General features: G+C 66.7%; 14 protein-coding genes, 1 tRNA gene and 1 riboswitch. Of the genes, 7 read left to right on the top strand and 8 right to left on the bottom strand.

The genetic code is table 11. From position 1 onward, the window contains the following. Window positions 1–28: 28 nt before the first annotated feature. The 4 genes from HNQ08_RS00805 (at window position 29) to HNQ08_RS00790 (ending at window position 3,226) form a co-directional block, all read left to right on the top strand. On the top strand, window positions 29–820 hold the full coding sequence (locus HNQ08_RS00805; RefSeq protein WP_184127108.1) for a LysM peptidoglycan-binding domain-containing protein: 792 nt from the start codon (window positions 29–31) through the stop codon (window positions 818–820). A gap of 126 nt (window positions 821–946) precedes the next feature. Continuing rightward, window positions 947–1,429, top strand: a complete 483-nt coding sequence (locus tag HNQ08_RS00800) for a hypothetical protein (protein WP_184127107.1) — start codon at window positions 947–949, stop codon at window positions 1,427–1,429. Window positions 1,430–1,558: 129 nt separating this feature from the next. Beyond that, the gene (ypfJ, locus tag HNQ08_RS00795; RefSeq protein WP_184127105.1) at window positions 1,559–2,440 is read left to right on the top strand and encodes a KPN_02809 family neutral zinc metallopeptidase; all 882 of its coding nucleotides are present in this window, start codon (window positions 1,559–1,561) and stop codon (window positions 2,438–2,440) included. Between the two features lie 69 nt (window positions 2,441–2,509). Next, window positions 2,510–3,226: a YgjP-like metallopeptidase domain-containing protein gene (locus HNQ08_RS00790; protein WP_229789534.1), complete on the top strand. Its 717-nt coding sequence runs from the start codon at window positions 2,510–2,512 to the stop codon at window positions 3,224–3,226. A gap of 165 nt (window positions 3,227–3,391) precedes the next feature. On the opposite strand, the gene HNQ08_RS00785 is transcribed toward HNQ08_RS00790, so the two are convergent. Then, window positions 3,392–3,610, bottom strand: coding sequence for a hypothetical protein (locus HNQ08_RS00785; RefSeq protein ID WP_184127103.1), 219 nt, complete (start codon window positions 3,608–3,610; stop codon window positions 3,392–3,394). 137 nt (window positions 3,611–3,747) lie between these two features. On the opposite strand from HNQ08_RS00785, the gene HNQ08_RS00780 reads away from it, so the two are divergent. Beyond that, window positions 3,748–4,866, top strand: coding sequence for a PQQ-dependent sugar dehydrogenase (locus tag HNQ08_RS00780; RefSeq protein ID WP_184127102.1), 1,119 nt, complete (start codon window positions 3,748–3,750; stop codon window positions 4,864–4,866). Between the two features lie 19 nt (window positions 4,867–4,885). On the opposite strand, the gene HNQ08_RS00775 is transcribed toward HNQ08_RS00780, so the two are convergent. From HNQ08_RS00775 to HNQ08_RS00765, 3 genes are all read right to left on the bottom strand, one after another. Next, on the bottom strand, window positions 4,886–5,809 hold the full coding sequence (locus HNQ08_RS00775) for an endonuclease/exonuclease/phosphatase family protein (protein WP_184127100.1): 924 nt from the start codon (window positions 5,807–5,809) through the stop codon (window positions 4,886–4,888). A gap of 109 nt (window positions 5,810–5,918) precedes the next feature. Beyond that, on the bottom strand, window positions 5,919–7,637 hold the full coding sequence (gene hflX, locus HNQ08_RS00770; RefSeq protein ID WP_184127710.1) for a GTPase HflX: 1,719 nt from the start codon (window positions 7,635–7,637) through the stop codon (window positions 5,919–5,921). A 255-nt stretch (window positions 7,638–7,892) separates the two neighbouring features. Next, on the bottom strand, window positions 7,893–8,810 hold the full coding sequence (locus HNQ08_RS00765; RefSeq protein ID WP_184127098.1) for an aminoglycoside phosphotransferase family protein: 918 nt from the start codon (window positions 8,808–8,810) through the stop codon (window positions 7,893–7,895). 95 nt (window positions 8,811–8,905) lie between these two features. Here HNQ08_RS00765 and HNQ08_RS00760 point away from each other — a divergent pair, with 95 nt between their 5' ends. Then, window positions 8,906–9,376 (top strand): hypothetical protein, encoded by a 471-nt coding sequence (locus tag HNQ08_RS00760; protein WP_184127096.1) that lies wholly within the window; start codon window positions 8,906–8,908, stop codon window positions 9,374–9,376. A 119-nt stretch (window positions 9,377–9,495) separates the two neighbouring features. On the opposite strand, the gene HNQ08_RS00755 is transcribed toward HNQ08_RS00760, so the two are convergent. The 4 genes from HNQ08_RS00755 to purH all read right to left on the bottom strand — a co-directional run bounded on the left by HNQ08_RS00755 (window position 9,496) and on the right by purH (window position 13,266). After that, window positions 9,496–9,585, bottom strand: a tRNA-Ser gene (locus HNQ08_RS00755). An 85-nt stretch (window positions 9,586–9,670) separates the two neighbouring features. Beyond that, on the bottom strand, window positions 9,671–10,765 hold the full coding sequence (locus HNQ08_RS00750; protein WP_184127094.1) for a glycosyltransferase family 4 protein: 1,095 nt from the start codon (window positions 10,763–10,765) through the stop codon (window positions 9,671–9,673). Between the two features lie 25 nt (window positions 10,766–10,790). Continuing rightward, window positions 10,791–11,714 (bottom strand): bifunctional 5,10-methylenetetrahydrofolate dehydrogenase/5,10-methenyltetrahydrofolate cyclohydrolase, encoded by a 924-nt coding sequence (locus HNQ08_RS00745; protein ID WP_184127092.1) that lies wholly within the window; start codon window positions 11,712–11,714, stop codon window positions 10,791–10,793. Between the two features lie 19 nt (window positions 11,715–11,733). Then, window positions 11,734–13,266 carry a bifunctional phosphoribosylaminoimidazolecarboxamide formyltransferase/IMP cyclohydrolase gene (gene purH / locus HNQ08_RS00740; protein WP_184127091.1) on the bottom strand — a complete coding sequence of 511 codons (1,533 nt, stop codon included), beginning with the start codon at window positions 13,264–13,266 and terminating at the stop codon, window positions 11,734–11,736. 59 nt (window positions 13,267–13,325) lie between these two features. After that, window positions 13,326–13,411, bottom strand: a riboswitch (ZMP/ZTP riboswitch). Between the two features lie 116 nt (window positions 13,412–13,527). Here purH and HNQ08_RS00735 point away from each other — a divergent pair. Next, window positions 13,528–14,268: a TVP38/TMEM64 family protein gene (locus HNQ08_RS00735; protein WP_184127089.1), complete on the top strand. Its 741-nt coding sequence runs from the start codon at window positions 13,528–13,530 to the stop codon at window positions 14,266–14,268. Window positions 14,269–14,293 lie beyond the last annotated feature (25 nt).

Genomic DNA, 14,293 nt, shown 5'->3' with positions numbered 1-14,293 from the left:
TTCCAGTGCGGCGTACTACGATCAAACCATGTGGCCATTTGGAAAGAGCACAGCAGACAGAGTCAAGGACGCCCTGAACGAGCAGCCCCGCCTCAAGGACCTAGGGCTGCAGGTCCAGGAGAAGGGCGGCAACGTCACCGTGACCGGGATGGTCCCCAATGACCGCTACAACAATCTGGTCAAGGTGGTGGCCGAGGGCATCAACGGCGTCAAGAGCGTGGACACGAGCGGACTGATCGCCCAGGAAGCCCCTCAGCAGGCGCAGCCAACACCTCAGGACGCCGGACCCAGCGCCTCGGACAACTCGTTCACCTCCGACCCGGTTGACTCCAGCACCGAGATTCCGGCCAGTTCCAGCGCCAGACCTGCGCCAACCGCACCTGAGTTCGAGGCCGAAGTCAAGGAGATGGAGGAGCGCAGCAAGATTGCCAAGGCCGTTCACCAGGCCATCCGCAACAACGGCGAGTTGAAGGACGACCCCATCGACGTGTTGCAGAGTGGCAAGAGCGTGATCCTGCGCGGCGTGGTGGACAGCGATCACGAGCAGCGCCTGGCCGAGAAACTGGCCCGCGAGGTCGCCGGCGTGTCGGGAGTGGACATCAGCGGCCTGCGCGTGGCCGCTGGAGTCAAGCAACTGAGCCAGGAGAAGGACACCGGGACTGGTGACACCGTGTACATCGTCAAGCCCGGCGATACCCTGGGTGCGATTGCCCAGAAGTACTACGGCAACGTGACCGAGTACAAGAAGATCGCCCACTACAACAACATCAGCAACCCTGATCTGATCACGGTGGGGCAACAGATCCGCATCCCTGGCTAAGCCGCAATGCACAGAAAGGCCGTCTCAGGCTTGGGACGGCCTTTTGGATGTCACGCTGGGAACAGGGCGTTAGACCCGTTCCGCACTTTCGTCACGTTTCGTGACTTTTGCATGGTTCACTGTGCCATGGCAATCCTGGGGCTCCTGCTGGGGGCGGGCGTATCAGCAGGTGTGCTGCTGGTGACGGCCCTGCCGCTGGGCTGGGCGCGCGGAGTGGCAGTGCTGGCCTCTGTGGCGCTGCTCGCTGTGGTGGGCAGCATTGTATTTGCGAGCAACAGTCTGGAGCGCAGTTTCGGCGCGGTGTACCTCGCCGTGGGCCTGCTGGCTGGGGTGGTACTGGCCCTGACACGACTGCTGCGGTGGGTGGGTCAGGAGCCGGTGTGGATCAGCCTGGGTCTGGGCATGGCTGCCACGTTGCTGCTGATCGCCGTCGGCGTGGGGGTAGACACTCTGCTGGGGGCGCTTCTGCCTTCATCTGATACACAGACCTGGTTCTCGATTAAGTCTCAGATCTCGCAGAACCTGAGCAACGGCATCCTGATTGCCTCTCCGGTGGTGTTGATCATCCTGTCTTGGCTGTCGTGGCGGGGGCGGATGCCGGAACGCTGAGGGCCATGCCAGCACCCACTGCCTAAAGAACGGGTCAGCCCGCGCGCGGAGCTTGCAGCCTACAATGCGCTGCATAACAACTATCGGGGCCGCAGCACCTGTGCCCCTGTTCCTCAAGGAGACACGACTATGGACTGGAAAAATCTTCCCGGTGGGGGCGGCGGCATTGAGGATCGTCGGGGCGGTGGCCTTCCCGGCGGTGGGATCGCCGTGGGCGGCGTCGGCGGGCTGATCATCGCCCTGATCGCTATGTTCTTTGGCATCGATCCCGGCGCGATTCTGGGTGGTGACGGCGGCCAGACGCAGACCCAGACTCAAACGCAGACTCAGGATCAGCAACAGTCCCCGAGCGGCGAGGCCACCGATGAGGACTATCAATTCGTCAAGAAGATCCTGCAGAGTACCAACGGCGTCTGGAGCAACATCTTCCAGCAAGCGGGCCGGACCTATACGCCTGCCAATCTGGTGCTGTACTCACGTGGCACCCAGGGCGGCTGCGGCGTGGCCAACAGCGCTGTGGGACCGTTCTACTGCCCGCTGGACAATAAGGTCTATATCGACACCGCCTTTTTCGACACCATGCAGCGCCGATTGGGAGGCGGGGGCGACTTCGCGTATTCCTACGTAATCGCCCACGAGATCGGTCATCACGTCCAGAACGAACTGGGCATCGCCGATCAGGTAGAGCGCGAGCAACGTTCCGCCCGGAGCGAGGCCCAGGCCAACCAGGCCAGCGTGCGCCTGGAACTGCAGGCCGACTGCTTTGCCGGCGTGTGGGGCAACCGCGTGGGCGATCAGGCCAAAATTACGCAGGCCGATGTCCAGGAGGCCATCCGCACCGCGCAGGCCATCGGCGACGATAACTTGCAGCGACAGGCTGCGGGCCGCGTGGTGCCCGACTCCTTCACGCACGGCAGCAGCCAGCAGCGGATCAAGTGGTTTACCACCGGCTTCCAGACCGGCGATCCAAATAAGTGCGACACTTTCAACCAGAATTACAACCAGTTGTAACGGCAGGAGCAGGAGGTGGGCGCGAGACTTGAACTCGTGCCCACCGTTTTTTGTGCCAGAACGTGAACCGTGTTGCTCCGCCGCCCGCCCGGATACGCTTTTCTGGAGTCAATGGCAGCGCAGTGGTTGATCTCCGGCATTCCAGTGACCGTCAAACGCAGCGCCCGGCGGCGCACGGTAGCCCTGCAGGTCAGGCCCGGCGCGGTCACGATTTACGCCCCGCAGCGCGTGCCGCTGCCACAACTGCAGAGCATCTTGCAGCGCCGTCAGGCGTGGGTGGAACACCATCTGGCGCAGTACGCCGCCCGCCCAGTGGCTGCGCAGGCCCACACCGATGGTGCTGAACTGCCCTTTCTGGGCGAGACGCTCACGCTCCGATTTGACCCCGCACGAAAAACACCGCTGCGCGTGGGAAATGAACTCTACCTGCCCGCAGATGATGCCGAGCGGTCCCTGGAAGTGTGGACGCGGGCGGCCTGCCTCGGCCCCTACACCGTTCTGGTCGAGGAGTATGCCGGGATTCTGGGCGCAACTGACCGTCTGGGCAAGATACGGGTCAGTAGCACAGCAACTCGCTGGGGCAGTTGTAGCAGTCGGGGCGACATCCGTCTGCACTGGAAGCTGTCCCGCGCACCGCTGGAAACGCTGCGTTATGTCGCTTTACACGAAGCCGCGCACCTTCTGGAAATGAACCATTCCCCGCGTTACTGGGGGCATGTCGGGCGCGTCATGCCGGAGTGGCAGATGCAGCGACGCTGGCTACGCGACCATGGGCAGACGTTGTAAATCGCCCGACGTCAGGCAGGCGATGGCTCTTCTTAAGTTCAAGATCTTCCTTTCGTCCCCGAGTGCATTGAAAGCCAACGGGAGAGACTGCTGTCCTTTATATGAAAAAAAGCGGAAAGGGTGCATCCCGCAAGATTGAGATGCACCCTCCGCCTTGTAATGAATTTACATCGCGGGCATTGGCGTGGGACTGGGGGTGGGCAGGCCCGGGGTGTCCGGATTCTCGCTGGGATCAGGCATCGGCATTCCGGGCAGATCCGGGTTGACTGGCGGATCGTTGATCGGGCCGGTGCCACCCTCGCCAGGCATACGCTCGGGCATGGGCAGGGGGGTGTCGGTGGGTTCGCTCGCCGGGGCGGGGGGACGGTCATACGGTCCAGTCATAGGGTACCTCCAGGTTGGGAATGTGACCGATCCTGCACCTTCTTGGTGTCCAGCAGGGAAGAAAGATCTAAAGGGGCCTTTACGCCCCGGCGCCCGGCGTCACAGTCTGACGTGTGGTGGCCGGGCCAGACTGGTCCATGTTGAAATCCAATTTCCGTTTTCCGCTGGCCTGGGGCGTCGCGGCGCTGCTGGCCTCCGCACAGGCCGCGCCTGCCGTGGCTTTCCAGCCGTTTGTCAGCGGTCTGAAGCAGGTGACGGCCATCACGCACGCGGGGGACGGCTCTGGCCGCCTGTACGCCGCACAGCAGGATGGACGGGTGCGCGTGATCGAGGGCGGGAAGGTCCGGGACAGCCTGTTTCTGGATGTCCAGAAGCTGACCCAGGCGGGCGGGGAGCGCGGTCTGATCGGGCTGGCCTTCGATCCCGGCTACAAGACCAATCGCCGCCTGTACGTGCATTACACCGATCTGAACGGCGACACGGTGCTGGCCCGCTACACCGCCACCGCCGATTTCAGCCGCGCCGAGGCGGGCAGCGCGAAGACCCTGTTCACGGCCAAGCAGCCGTACAGCAACCACAACGGCGGCCAGCTCGCCTTCGGCCCTGACGGCTTCCTCTACCTGGGGCTGGGGGACGGCGGTTCGGGCGGCGATCCGCAGAACAACGCGCAGAATCTCGGATCACCGCTGGGCAAGCTGCTGCGTTTCGACGTGTCGGGTGACACTGCCAAACCCGCCGCAGGCAATCCCTTCGTAAACCGTGCGGGGGCCAATCCCAACGTCTGGGCTTACGGCCTGCGTAACCCCTGGCGCTTCAGCTTTGACCGGGACGGGGGACAGCTGGTGATTGCGGACGTGGGCCAGAACAGTTTCGAGGAGGTGGATGTCCAGCCCCGCGCCAGCAAGGGCGGCGAGAACTACGGCTGGCGTGTGCGTGAGGGCCGCGTGTGTTACGAGAAGGGCTGCGCCGACAAGGGTTTCGTGGAGCCAGTGCTGGTGTATGGCCGCAATGAAGGACAGAGCATCACGGGCGGCTACGTTTACCGGGGCAAGGCCATTTCCGCGCTCAAGGGCCAGTACGTGTTTGCCGACTTCGCCACGGGCACGGTCTGGGCCGCACCGACTGGGGGCAACACCTGGGACAAGGCGACGTTGGGCAAGGTGAGCAATCCCAGCACCTTCGGCGAGGACGAGGCAGGGGAGGTCTATGTGGCCGAGTACGGCAGCGGCCGGATCTTGAAGCTGGCCGCGAAGTAGGCCAGGCGCTGCGCCCCCTTTAGCGGTAGTCCACCACCAGCGGCAGGTGGTCGCTCTCGGTCACTGCCAGAATGGTGGCGCGTGTCGGCGTCAGTCCACGCGCCATCTGGTGGTCTATTCGCACGCGCAGGCTGGGGAAGGTCCAGCCAGGGCCACGTCCGGCCTGCGCGAAAGCGTCCGGACCAAAGGCGGCCTGCAACTTCCGGTAGATCAGCCCACGCGGCGGCGTGTTCAGGTCACCGCCCAGCAGCAGCCGGCCTGCGCTCCGGGCGGCGATTCTCTGCAACACCTGCGCCTGGGCCTCACGTCGGTCACGGGTGAGTTTCAGGTAAGCAAAATCCTGCGCCAGTGCGTCCATCACCTGCACTGTCCCTAGGTGTGCGTTCACCACCGTCAATGGCTGTCCGCGCCACTGCAGGCGCGTCATCAACACCTCGCGCTGGTTGCCGGGCAGGTCCACCGTTTCCGCCGTCAGGACGGGCAGCCGCGTGAGGGTCATGACTTCCACCGCAGAATGCACAGAGTAGCCGGGCAGGGCGGCGGCCAGGGCCGCAGGGTAACCACGCGGCTGGAAGTTGGATTCCTGCAACAGGATCACGTCCGCGTCCGCCCCCTTCAGGACGGCGGCAAGTCGCTCAGGCGTGGATTTGTAGCCGCTGTTGACGTTGTAGTCCAGCACCCGCAGCGGCCCGGGGTGTTGTGGTCTCCAATGGAGAGAGCCCGCGCCCCACGCTGCCAGCAGGGTCCCGGCCAGGGCGGTTGCAAGACCACGCCTTCTCAGGGCCGTCCACAGCACGACGAACGGCGCAGGCAGCAGCCACAGCGTGGCAGGAGCGTACGCCAGCAGCAGTGTCGGCAGCGTCCATTCCCCGACGAACTCGCCCAGCCCCCAGATCAGTGTGACGAACAGCAGATAGCACAGGGCGAGGCGGGAGCGGAACATCGGGAAAGAGCCTGTCACAACCTGGTGAGAAGGGCGTCAATCCAAAGTGATGTCGGCATGAAAAAGAGGCGGGGCAACTGCCCTCGCCTCTTCTTTCGTTGCAGGTAGACTATCGGTACTGAGCCGCCACCTCCCGTGCCTCTTCCCGCTGCGCCATTTCCTGCCGCTGCACCTGCCCGATTGCGTCGGCCAGTGCCTCCTTGAGTTCGGAAATGCCTGCGCTTTTCAGGGCGCTGACGGGTACCCCCCCGGTGCGCTCGATTTCGCGTTCCAGGGCGTCCGGCTCGGCCGAGTCGGCCTTGTTCAGAGCCACCACGGTGGGCATGTCCACGAAGCCCAGGTCTTCCAGAATGCGGTTGACGGCGTTCAGGCGAGTGTCCGCGCCGGGGCTGGCAGCGTCCACCACATGCAGCAGCACGTCGGCGTCGCCGATTTCTTCCAGGGTGGCCCGGAAGGCGCGGGTCAGATCTTTTGGAAGATCGCGGATAAAGCCCACGGTGTCGGTGAAGATCACCGGGCCGATGCCGTCGATAAAGCCCTGGCGGCTGGTGGGCCGCAGGGTGGCGAACAGCTTGTTGGCTGCCAGCACGCGTTTGGGAGCCTCGGCGGCGTGCGTGAAGGCGTTCAGCAGCGTGGACTTGCCTGCGTTGGTGTAGCCCACGATGGAGACCACCGGCACGTCGTTGCGCTCGCGGCTCTTGCGGCGTTCCTCACGGCGCAGCGAGCCGCCCTCCAGTTGCTTTTCCAGAAAGCTAAGGCGGTCGTTGATCCGGCGGCGGTCCAGCTCCAGTTTGGTCTCACCGGGGCCGCGCGTGCCGATGGCGCCACCTGCCGCGCTGCCCCCGCCCCCACCGATCCGCGAGAGTTGCGCTCCCGCGCCCAGCAGCCGGGGCTTCATGTAGCGCAGCTGCGCCAGCTCTACCTGAAGGCGTGATTCCACGCCCTGAGCATGCAGCGCGAAGATGTCCAGGATCAATTGCGTGCGGTCAATGATCTTCAGACCCGTCGCCGCCTCAATCTCGCGGGCCTGCGCCGCGCCCAGCTCCTGCCCGAAGATCAGCAGATCGGCGTCCAGATGGTAGGCCTTGCTGGTCAGTTCCTCCAGCTTACCCGCGCCGACCAGCGTTCCGGCCTTGAGGTTGCGGCGGTAGATCAGCTCCTTGTAGACCACCTCGGCCCCGGCGGTGCGGGCCAGCTCGCTCAGCTCCTCCAGGCGTTCCTCGGCGTCGAATTCGCCCTGATCGATCTGCACCAGCAACGCGCGTTCGCGGTCCTTCTTGGATTCACGCCCCACGGCGGCGCGGGCAATTTCCTCCTCCAGCGCCGAGACCTGTGCACCCAGGTCAAAGTCGTCGATCTGGAACACCGGTACGGGCGGCAGGATGCGCCAGTCCTCTTCCTCGCCCACGGTGCCGGGCGGGGTCAGGTGCGCGGTGTAGACCGGGCCGGGTTGCCCCTCGTTCTTCGCGTCAATGGCCGAAACCGCGTCCAGCCGGTTCAGGAACAGCGCCGAGAGGTCACCCTTGCTCAGCGGCCCGCCCTTGGGGTGCGCGTGCAGCAGGTGGTACCCCGCCAGCCGGTTCTCACCTGCGCGGATCGACGGAAGTTCTGCCGCCTTGGCGTCGGCCACGGAGACACTCAGCACGCGCCCGCGCCGGTCGATCAGCACGCTGACCTCGCGCCGGATTTCGTGGGCCAGTTCAGCCAGCGTACGGGCCAATTCGGGAGAACCCACCCGCCCCGGCTCAATGCGGCGGCGGTACAGGTTGCCCAGGGCTTTCAGTTGTGCGGGACGCAGTCCCGAAGTATTGCCAAGAACTTTATCTATGTGAAGTCACATCCTTTTTGAGGGTGCAGAGGTGGTGTCTGAATTGGGAGAACAGCCCAGCATCGCCGGGCCCGAACAAGGTTCGCGCGGCGGGTGGCTGAAGGGTTCTGTCATTGGTCCCAGAATAGCGCCGCAGGGCCATTGCAAAGGTGTGCAATGCCTTCAGGGGGCTATGGAATTCGGGACTTTTCAGGGCTTGATCATGGTGGATTCAGGGTAGGGGAGAGGGGGGTAGGGGCGCATCAGCCGCTTGGCCTAATCGTCCTGCGCGTCTGCCAGCACTTCCCGCACGGTGGACCAGCTCCGCTCCATGATTTCCGGATTGGTGTCCCGGTAGTACGGCAACGCAAACAGAGCTTTTGCCAGCGCCCTGGCCCGCCCGCGCTGCCAGGTGGCATTGTCGGGTTGCAGAACGGCGCGGTAGGTTGCTCTGGCCTGTGCCCCGAAGGCGTTCCAGGCGGCCATCAGGTCAATCGCCGGGTCACTGAGTTCCAGCGCCGAGAAATCCAGCACTGCGCTCAGGCGTTCGCCGTTCCAGAGCAGGTTGCTGCTGTGCAGATCGCCATGAACCCAGACGGGCGCGGCTTCCCAGCCCGGCAGCCGCATGGCCTCGTCCCAGACGGCGGTGATCTGCTCGCGCGTGGGGGCGTCCAGCCACTCTGCCGAATTCTCGATGCTGTGCCGGACATGCGGGTCCAGTTGTTGAAGATCGGTGGCCGGATGCTCCGCGCGCGGCGCGCTCGTCATGCCGCAGCTCCGCAGCGCCAGCACGAACTCAGCCAGTTGACGGGCCAGTTCGGGCCGCGCCGCCACCTCTTGCAACTCCGGCATCGTGCCCGGCAGCCAGCGGTACACGCCCCAGGTGTACGGATAGTCCCCCTCCGGCTGGCCCAGCACCAGTGGCTGAGGCACGCGCAACGGCAGCTGCGGGGCCAGTCGCGGTAGCCACTCCAGCTCCTTCTCCACCTGCCCCACCGCCCAGCCGATCCGGGGCAGGCGCACCTGCAGGCCCTCGCCCAGTCGGTACAGCGCATTGTCCGTGCCGAAGGAGTGGACGCGGCGGACCGGCAACGCGGCCCAGTCGGGAAACTGCGTGGCCAGCAGTCGGCGTACCAGCGAAACATCGGTGTGAATCTCGTCGGCGTGCATCCTGGGCTCGGTGGGGGTGGACATCGGGCCGAGGGTAACGCCGCGCCGCATCACCGAACATGGGCCGAACGGCCTACGGCGTTCCCATCCTTCTGCCTGCACCGTCCTACACTGGCCCCATGTCCACCCCCGAACTGCTGCGCGAGGGCCTGCGCGAGGTGCTGTATGGCCCGGACGGCGGCCCGCTGGCCGTGGGCCTGTTCAGCGTGGGCGAGGCGGGATTGCTGCGAACCGTCCACGCGCTGGATTTCGCTCACGTGAACACGCCCGCCGCTCCTGGCCGCCCCACGCCCGCCCAGATCACGGTCCACCTGCGGCAATCGCTGGATCTGGCCGCTGCCCAGCTGACGGATCCCTACGCCCTGCTGTCAGACGAGGCCGACGCCTGGAGCGTGCGCCCGGCCAATCCACAGGCGTGGCGATCGGAACTCGTGTCTCTGGCCCGCGCCGGGCAGGGGCTGTACGAGGCGCTGTACCTGCCACTGTCGCCGGAGGGGCTGCGAATCGCCTTCGGGGCCATTGCGCACGCTGCCTACCACACCGGCGCCCTGCGGTTCCATCTGGCGAATCTGACGGCGGGGCAGGCGTAAAAAGTGGAGTGGCTGGACCCCTTCTTGCTGTGGCCCTGCGGATCATGCCCGGCGCAGCTGTAGCGAAGGCCGAATTGCATAAGCGAGCGCCCCCGCCGGGTGGGCTGGGGGCGCTGCGTTGGCGAAGAGGGTGGGATTCGAACCCACGGTACAGTTGCCCGTACTTCAGTTTTCGAGACTGACCCATTCAACCACTCTGGCACCTCTCCGCGCCGGGTCAAACAATGGGCAAGCGGGAGTGTAGCACGCCTCTTCCTGGGGGGAAAGGGGTTTGTTCGGAGGCGGGCGCTGGGGTCAGCGTGGGGCTGCAGTCCTCGTCGCCTCGCGCAACATTTCAGCAGTCTGGGCTGCAGTGTGCGCCAGGGTATGGTGTGCCAGCACGTGCCTGCGCCCTGCCTCGCCCAGCGCTCGCGCCCGGTCCGGGTGGGCGGCCAGGGCGTTCAGGGCCTGGGCCAGCAACGCGGGCACCGGCGGCACCAGCAGCCCGCCCTGGCCCCCGCCCACCAGCTCGGCCTGGGCGGGAATCGGCGTGGTGACCACTGGCAGCGCCGAACCCATGGCCTCCAGCGTCACCAGCGACTGGTTCTCGGCCAGGGTGGGTTGCAGCAGCGCGTCGGCGGCGCGGTACAGCTCCGGCATGTCCCAGCGGCGCCCCAGGAAGTGCACGTTGTCCAGCCGCAGTGCCCGCGCCAGCCGCCGGGCCAGCGCTCCCGTGCCGGAATCCATGTCACCTGCGAACACGTAGTTCAGGTTGCGCGAGTGCCGGGCCGCCCGCACCGCGGCGAGCTGGTTCTTCTCCGGGGCAAACCGGCCCGGGACCAGAACGGTGAAGCGGTCAAAGCCCAGCCCGGCCCGCAGGCGCTGACGTTCCCCGGCCTCCGCTGGGCGAAAGCGGTGCGGGTCCACGCCGTTCCTCAGGCCCACCACCCCAGCCCCGCCCAGCCGCTCCAAAAAGGCGCGGCCCCACTGCGAGACTGTAACCACCCGCTCCGCGCTGCGTTGCGGGCGGGCCTTGGTGTGGCGGTAGATTTCGCGGTACAGGGGGCGCAGGCCCAGCGGATAGTGGTAGTCCAGCTGATCATGGACGATGACCACGCGCGGCGCGGCCAGATCGGGCAGCAACCGTGTGTAAGTTCGCGGATTCCACACCTGAAGCACGCGCACGTCGAAGTCGGCAGTCTGGGGGGGTAGCTCGCTGGGATGGGTGATACGGTGGACGGCCACGCCCGCCGCAGTCAGCCGGGCCGCCAGTTCATCCAGCGGCGCGGCGCGCGGCAGGAACACGCTGGGTTCGATGCCGTGATCGGCCAGCCGGGGCAGCACTTCCAGCAGCCAGATCTCGCTGCCCGCCACACGCGGCGCGTCGGTCAGGAAGGCGGCCCTCAGCATAGAGATGGCAGGCGGCGCGGGAACATCATTCCACCGCCTCGCCGCGCTGCAACTTCACGGCGCGTACCAGATTCTGGTACATCAGGGCGCTGGTCAGCGGGCCGACGCCGCCGGGCACCGGGGTCTGGGCCCGCACCGGCAGGTCCGGCATGGCGTCCCCCACCATCTCGCCGTCGCCCTGCACGTTGATGCCGGCGTCGATCACGACGTGGTGCGGCTGAACGTCTTCAGGCTTGAGCAGTCCGGCGCGGCCCACCGCCACCACCACCGCGTCGAGCGGGGCCAGCACATTCGCCAGTCCGTGGGTGTGTTCGTTGCACAGCGTCACGGTCACGCCCCGGTTGTTCAGCATGAAGGTCAGCGGGCGGCCCACCGTGCGCCCCGGCCCGATCACGGCCACACGCAGGCCGCGCAGATCGTCACCCAGCACACGCCGCAGCAGGAAGCGCACGCTGCGCGGCGTGGGCGGCAGCAACGCCTCGGCCTCCCGGCCTGCCGCGATCAGGGCGAGGTTGGCCGGAGTTAAGCCCTCCACGTCCTTGCGCGGCGCAATGTGGAGTAGGGCGGCGTCCGCGTCCAGCCCGGCTGAAAGCGGCAACTCCAGCACGATGCCGTGAACGCCTGCGTCCCCCGAGAGTTCGCGCAGCGTCGCTTCCAGTTCCTGTTGAGACGCCCCTGCTCCCAGCTCGCGTACGCTGAAATCCACCCCCAGGCGGCCAGCCCGCCGCGCCTTGCTGTCGACGTACACGCGCGAGGCCTCGTCCTCGGAGGCCAGCACGCTGACCAGATGCGGGCGGAAGTTCCAGAGCTTCAGCGCCTCCCTGACGCCGGTGATCACCCCATCAGCGAGGGGTTTGCCGGTCAGGCTTGAGGCCTGTGGCCCGTGGCCTGTGGACGGAGATTCGGGAACGCCGACCTCTGCTTTGCTGCGCTTTTCTCTATCAGCCATCAGCCCTCCACCGTCCCCTTCAGTGCCGGAAATGGCGCGAACCCGTGAAGACCATGCTCAGGCCTAATTCGTTGGCGGCGGCGATCACCTCAGGGTCCCGTTTGGCCCCTCCCGGTTGCAGAATGGCCGTTACCCCGGCGCCCGCCGCCAGCCGCACCACGTCGTCGAAGGGAAAGAACGCTTCAGAGGCCAGCGACGCCCCCCGCGCCCGCTCGCCCGCGTTCGCCACGGCGCGCTCGGCGGCCCAGATCCGGCTGACCGCCCCCGCGCCCAGGCCCACGCTGACGCCGCCCCGCGCCAGCACCACCGCGTTGCTGCGGGCGTGCTTGACCACCGCCCACGCGAAGCGCAGGTCATACCATTCCTCCTCTCTGGGCTGCCGGCTGGTCACCACTTCCGGGCACAGATCGTCCCAGGGGCGGGCGTCGCGCTCCTGCACGGCAAATCCTCCGGCCAGGGGGCGCAGGTCCAGCACGCTGACCGCCCCGGCCTGTCCGGCGATCAGCACGCGCAGATCGGGTTTCTTGGCCGCGAACCACTCCACGGCCTCTGAGGTCACGTCCGGCGCGATCAGCACTTCCAGGAAGGTACCGCGCATGGCCTGGGCGGCGTCCAGATCGACCGTGCCGCTGACCGCCACCACGCCCCCGAAGACGCTGAGGGTATCGGCATCCCGCGCCAGTTCCCAGGCCGCCCGCACGTCATTGGCGCGCGCCACGCCGCAGGGGTTGCCGTGCTTGACGGCCACGCAGACCATCCCTTCTTCCTGCTGGACAAGCTCCTGGCACAGCGCCCAGGCAGCGTCCGCGTCGGCGTAGTTGTTGAAGCTCATGGGCTTTCCGGCCACCACGCGGGCGTCGATCACCGGGCCGCGTGCTCCGCCCCAGCGGTAGATCGCGCCCGGCTGGTGGGGGTTCTCACCGTAGCGCACCTCGGCCACCCTGGACAGGTTGAGGCTCAGCTGGGCTGGGAGCCGGGTGGGCAGCGTGTCCGAGTCACCCTCCAGGTACGCGGTAATAGCGGCGTCGTACTCGCTGGTGTGGCGGTAGGCTTTGGCGGCCAGCCGGCGGCGCTCGGCCCCGCTGACCTCGTCCAGCAGCGCCACGCCGTAGTCTGCCGGGTCCACCAGCACCAGCACACCGGCGTGATTCTTGGCCGCCGAGCGGATCATGGCCGGGCCGCCGATGTCGATGTTCTCGATGACATCGGTGTCCGGTGCGCCGCGCGCCACGGTCTCGCGGAACGGGTACAGGTTGACGCACACCAGATCGATGGTGCCAAAATTCTGCGCGGCCAGTTCCGACAGGTGGCCGTCCTCGCGCCGAGCCAGGATGCCGCCGTGAATGGCCGGGTGCAGCGTCTTGACCCGTCCGTCCAGCATTTCGGGAAAGCCGGTCACGGCGCTGACCGCCGTGACCGGTACGCCCGCCTCGGAAAGGGCCGCGAAAGTGCCGCCGGTGCTCAGGAGGGTCCAGCCACGCTCGACGAGGGAACGCCCGAACTCCACCACACCTGTCTTGTCGCTGACCGAAAGTAATGCCTGTCTGCCCATATTGACCGCCTCCGGAAAGATTCCGAGAAAAGATTTCGGACGCGCCGCGTGTGCGGCAGACGTCCGACCCAGGCGCGCGATCAGGTGTGGCAAAGGCGGCTTCCCCGTGGTTGGCCCACGTTCAGCGCCAGTTGCCGCCCGCTGTGCGGCACAGCATAGCGCACCATGGACAGGGGGCCGCGCCGCCACAAAGCCCGGACTTCTCGGGGCTCATCCATTGGTTGGGCGCGGCGCACATTTCCGGCGTCTACACTGGAAAGGATGACCGCCGCCCGCCGCCCGCCCTTTCAGCTGCGCCTGATCCTGATGGCGGTGCTGGCGGCGCTGCTGCTGGGAACGTTGCTGCTGCCCGAGGTACGGGCCTTTCTGGAGCGCGGCTACGCGGCGCTGACCTCGCAGGACCCGGAAGTCACGCACGCCTTTGTGCGCTCGCTGGGCTGGGCCGGACCGGTGGCCATTCTGGTGGCCTACGTGATTCAGGCGGTCATACCGCTGCTGCCCTCGCTGGTCCTGACGGCGGTCACGGTGCGGGCCTACGGGGTGGTGGTGGGCTTCATGCTGGTGTTTGCCGGGGCGCTGCTGGGCGCGGCGGCGGGCTACGGGCTGGGCCGTGCCCTGGGAGAACCCATGGTCCGCGCGCTGGCCGGCGAGAAGGCGCGGGCACAGGCGCAGAACTTCATGAACCGCCACGGCGCCCAGGGTGTGCTGCTGGTACGCTTGATGCCCGTCCTGCCCGCCGAGGTCCTGAGCCTGGTGGCCGGAGCAGCGCGCATGGGCTTTCGGCCTTTCATGCTGGCGACCGCCGTGGGCGTGCTGCCGGTCACGCTGCTGGTGGTGTGGCTCAGCGAATCGGCCCAGCGTCTGCTGTGGGGGCTGGCCATCATGTCGCTGGTGGTCGGCGGCGTGGCGTTGGTGCGCTGGTTGCTGGCCCGGCGGACGGGCCAGGGGAAAACGGCTCCGGCAGGGGTGGACCCGGTTCAGGACGCCCGGCCGAAGACCTGAAGCCCCGGCTCGGGTAAACTGCGTT

The organism is Deinococcus humi (assembly GCF_014201875.1).
Taxonomy (GTDB): Bacteria; Deinococcota; Deinococci; order Deinococcales; family Deinococcaceae; genus Deinococcus; species Deinococcus humi.
The sequence above is the reverse complement of the archived record's forward strand: the minus strand, read 5'-3'. Positions and strand labels throughout refer to the sequence as shown.

What these genes read in the sequence shown, in the direction of transcription:
- HNQ08_RS00805 (WP_184127108.1), top strand. Translation starts at nt 29, where the DNA reads ATGTGGCCATTTGGAAAGAGCACAGCAGACAGAGTCAAGGACGCCCTG.
- HNQ08_RS00780 (WP_184127102.1), top strand. Translation starts at nt 3,748, where the DNA reads ATGTTGAAATCCAATTTCCGTTTTCCGCTGGCCTGGGGCGTCGCGGCG.
- HNQ08_RS00785 (WP_184127103.1), bottom strand. Translation starts at nt 3,610, where the DNA reads ATGACTGGACCGTATGACCGTCCCCCCGCCCCGGCGAGCGAACCCACC.
- HNQ08_RS00745 (WP_184127092.1), bottom strand. Translation starts at nt 11,714, where the DNA reads ATGGCTGATAGAGAAAAGCGCAGCAAAGCAGAGGTCGGCGTTCCCGAA.
- HNQ08_RS00735 (WP_184127089.1), top strand. Translation starts at nt 13,528, where the DNA reads ATGACCGCCGCCCGCCGCCCGCCCTTTCAGCTGCGCCTGATCCTGATG.
- HNQ08_RS00775 (WP_184127100.1), bottom strand. Translation starts at nt 5,809, where the DNA reads ATGTTCCGCTCCCGCCTCGCCCTGTGCTATCTGCTGTTCGTCACACTG.
- HNQ08_RS00800 (WP_184127107.1), top strand. Translation starts at nt 947, where the DNA reads ATGGCAATCCTGGGGCTCCTGCTGGGGGCGGGCGTATCAGCAGGTGTG.
- HNQ08_RS00750 (WP_184127094.1), bottom strand. Translation starts at nt 10,765, where the DNA reads ATGCTGAGGGCCGCCTTCCTGACCGACGCGCCGCGTGTGGCGGGCAGC.
- purH (WP_184127091.1), bottom strand. Translation starts at nt 13,266, where the DNA reads ATGGGCAGACAGGCATTACTTTCGGTCAGCGACAAGACAGGTGTGGTG.
- ypfJ (WP_184127105.1), top strand. Translation starts at nt 1,559, where the DNA reads ATGGACTGGAAAAATCTTCCCGGTGGGGGCGGCGGCATTGAGGATCGT.
- HNQ08_RS00760 (WP_184127096.1), top strand. Translation starts at nt 8,906, where the DNA reads ATGTCCACCCCCGAACTGCTGCGCGAGGGCCTGCGCGAGGTGCTGTAT.
- HNQ08_RS00765 (WP_184127098.1), bottom strand. Translation starts at nt 8,810, where the DNA reads ATGTCCACCCCCACCGAGCCCAGGATGCACGCCGACGAGATTCACACC.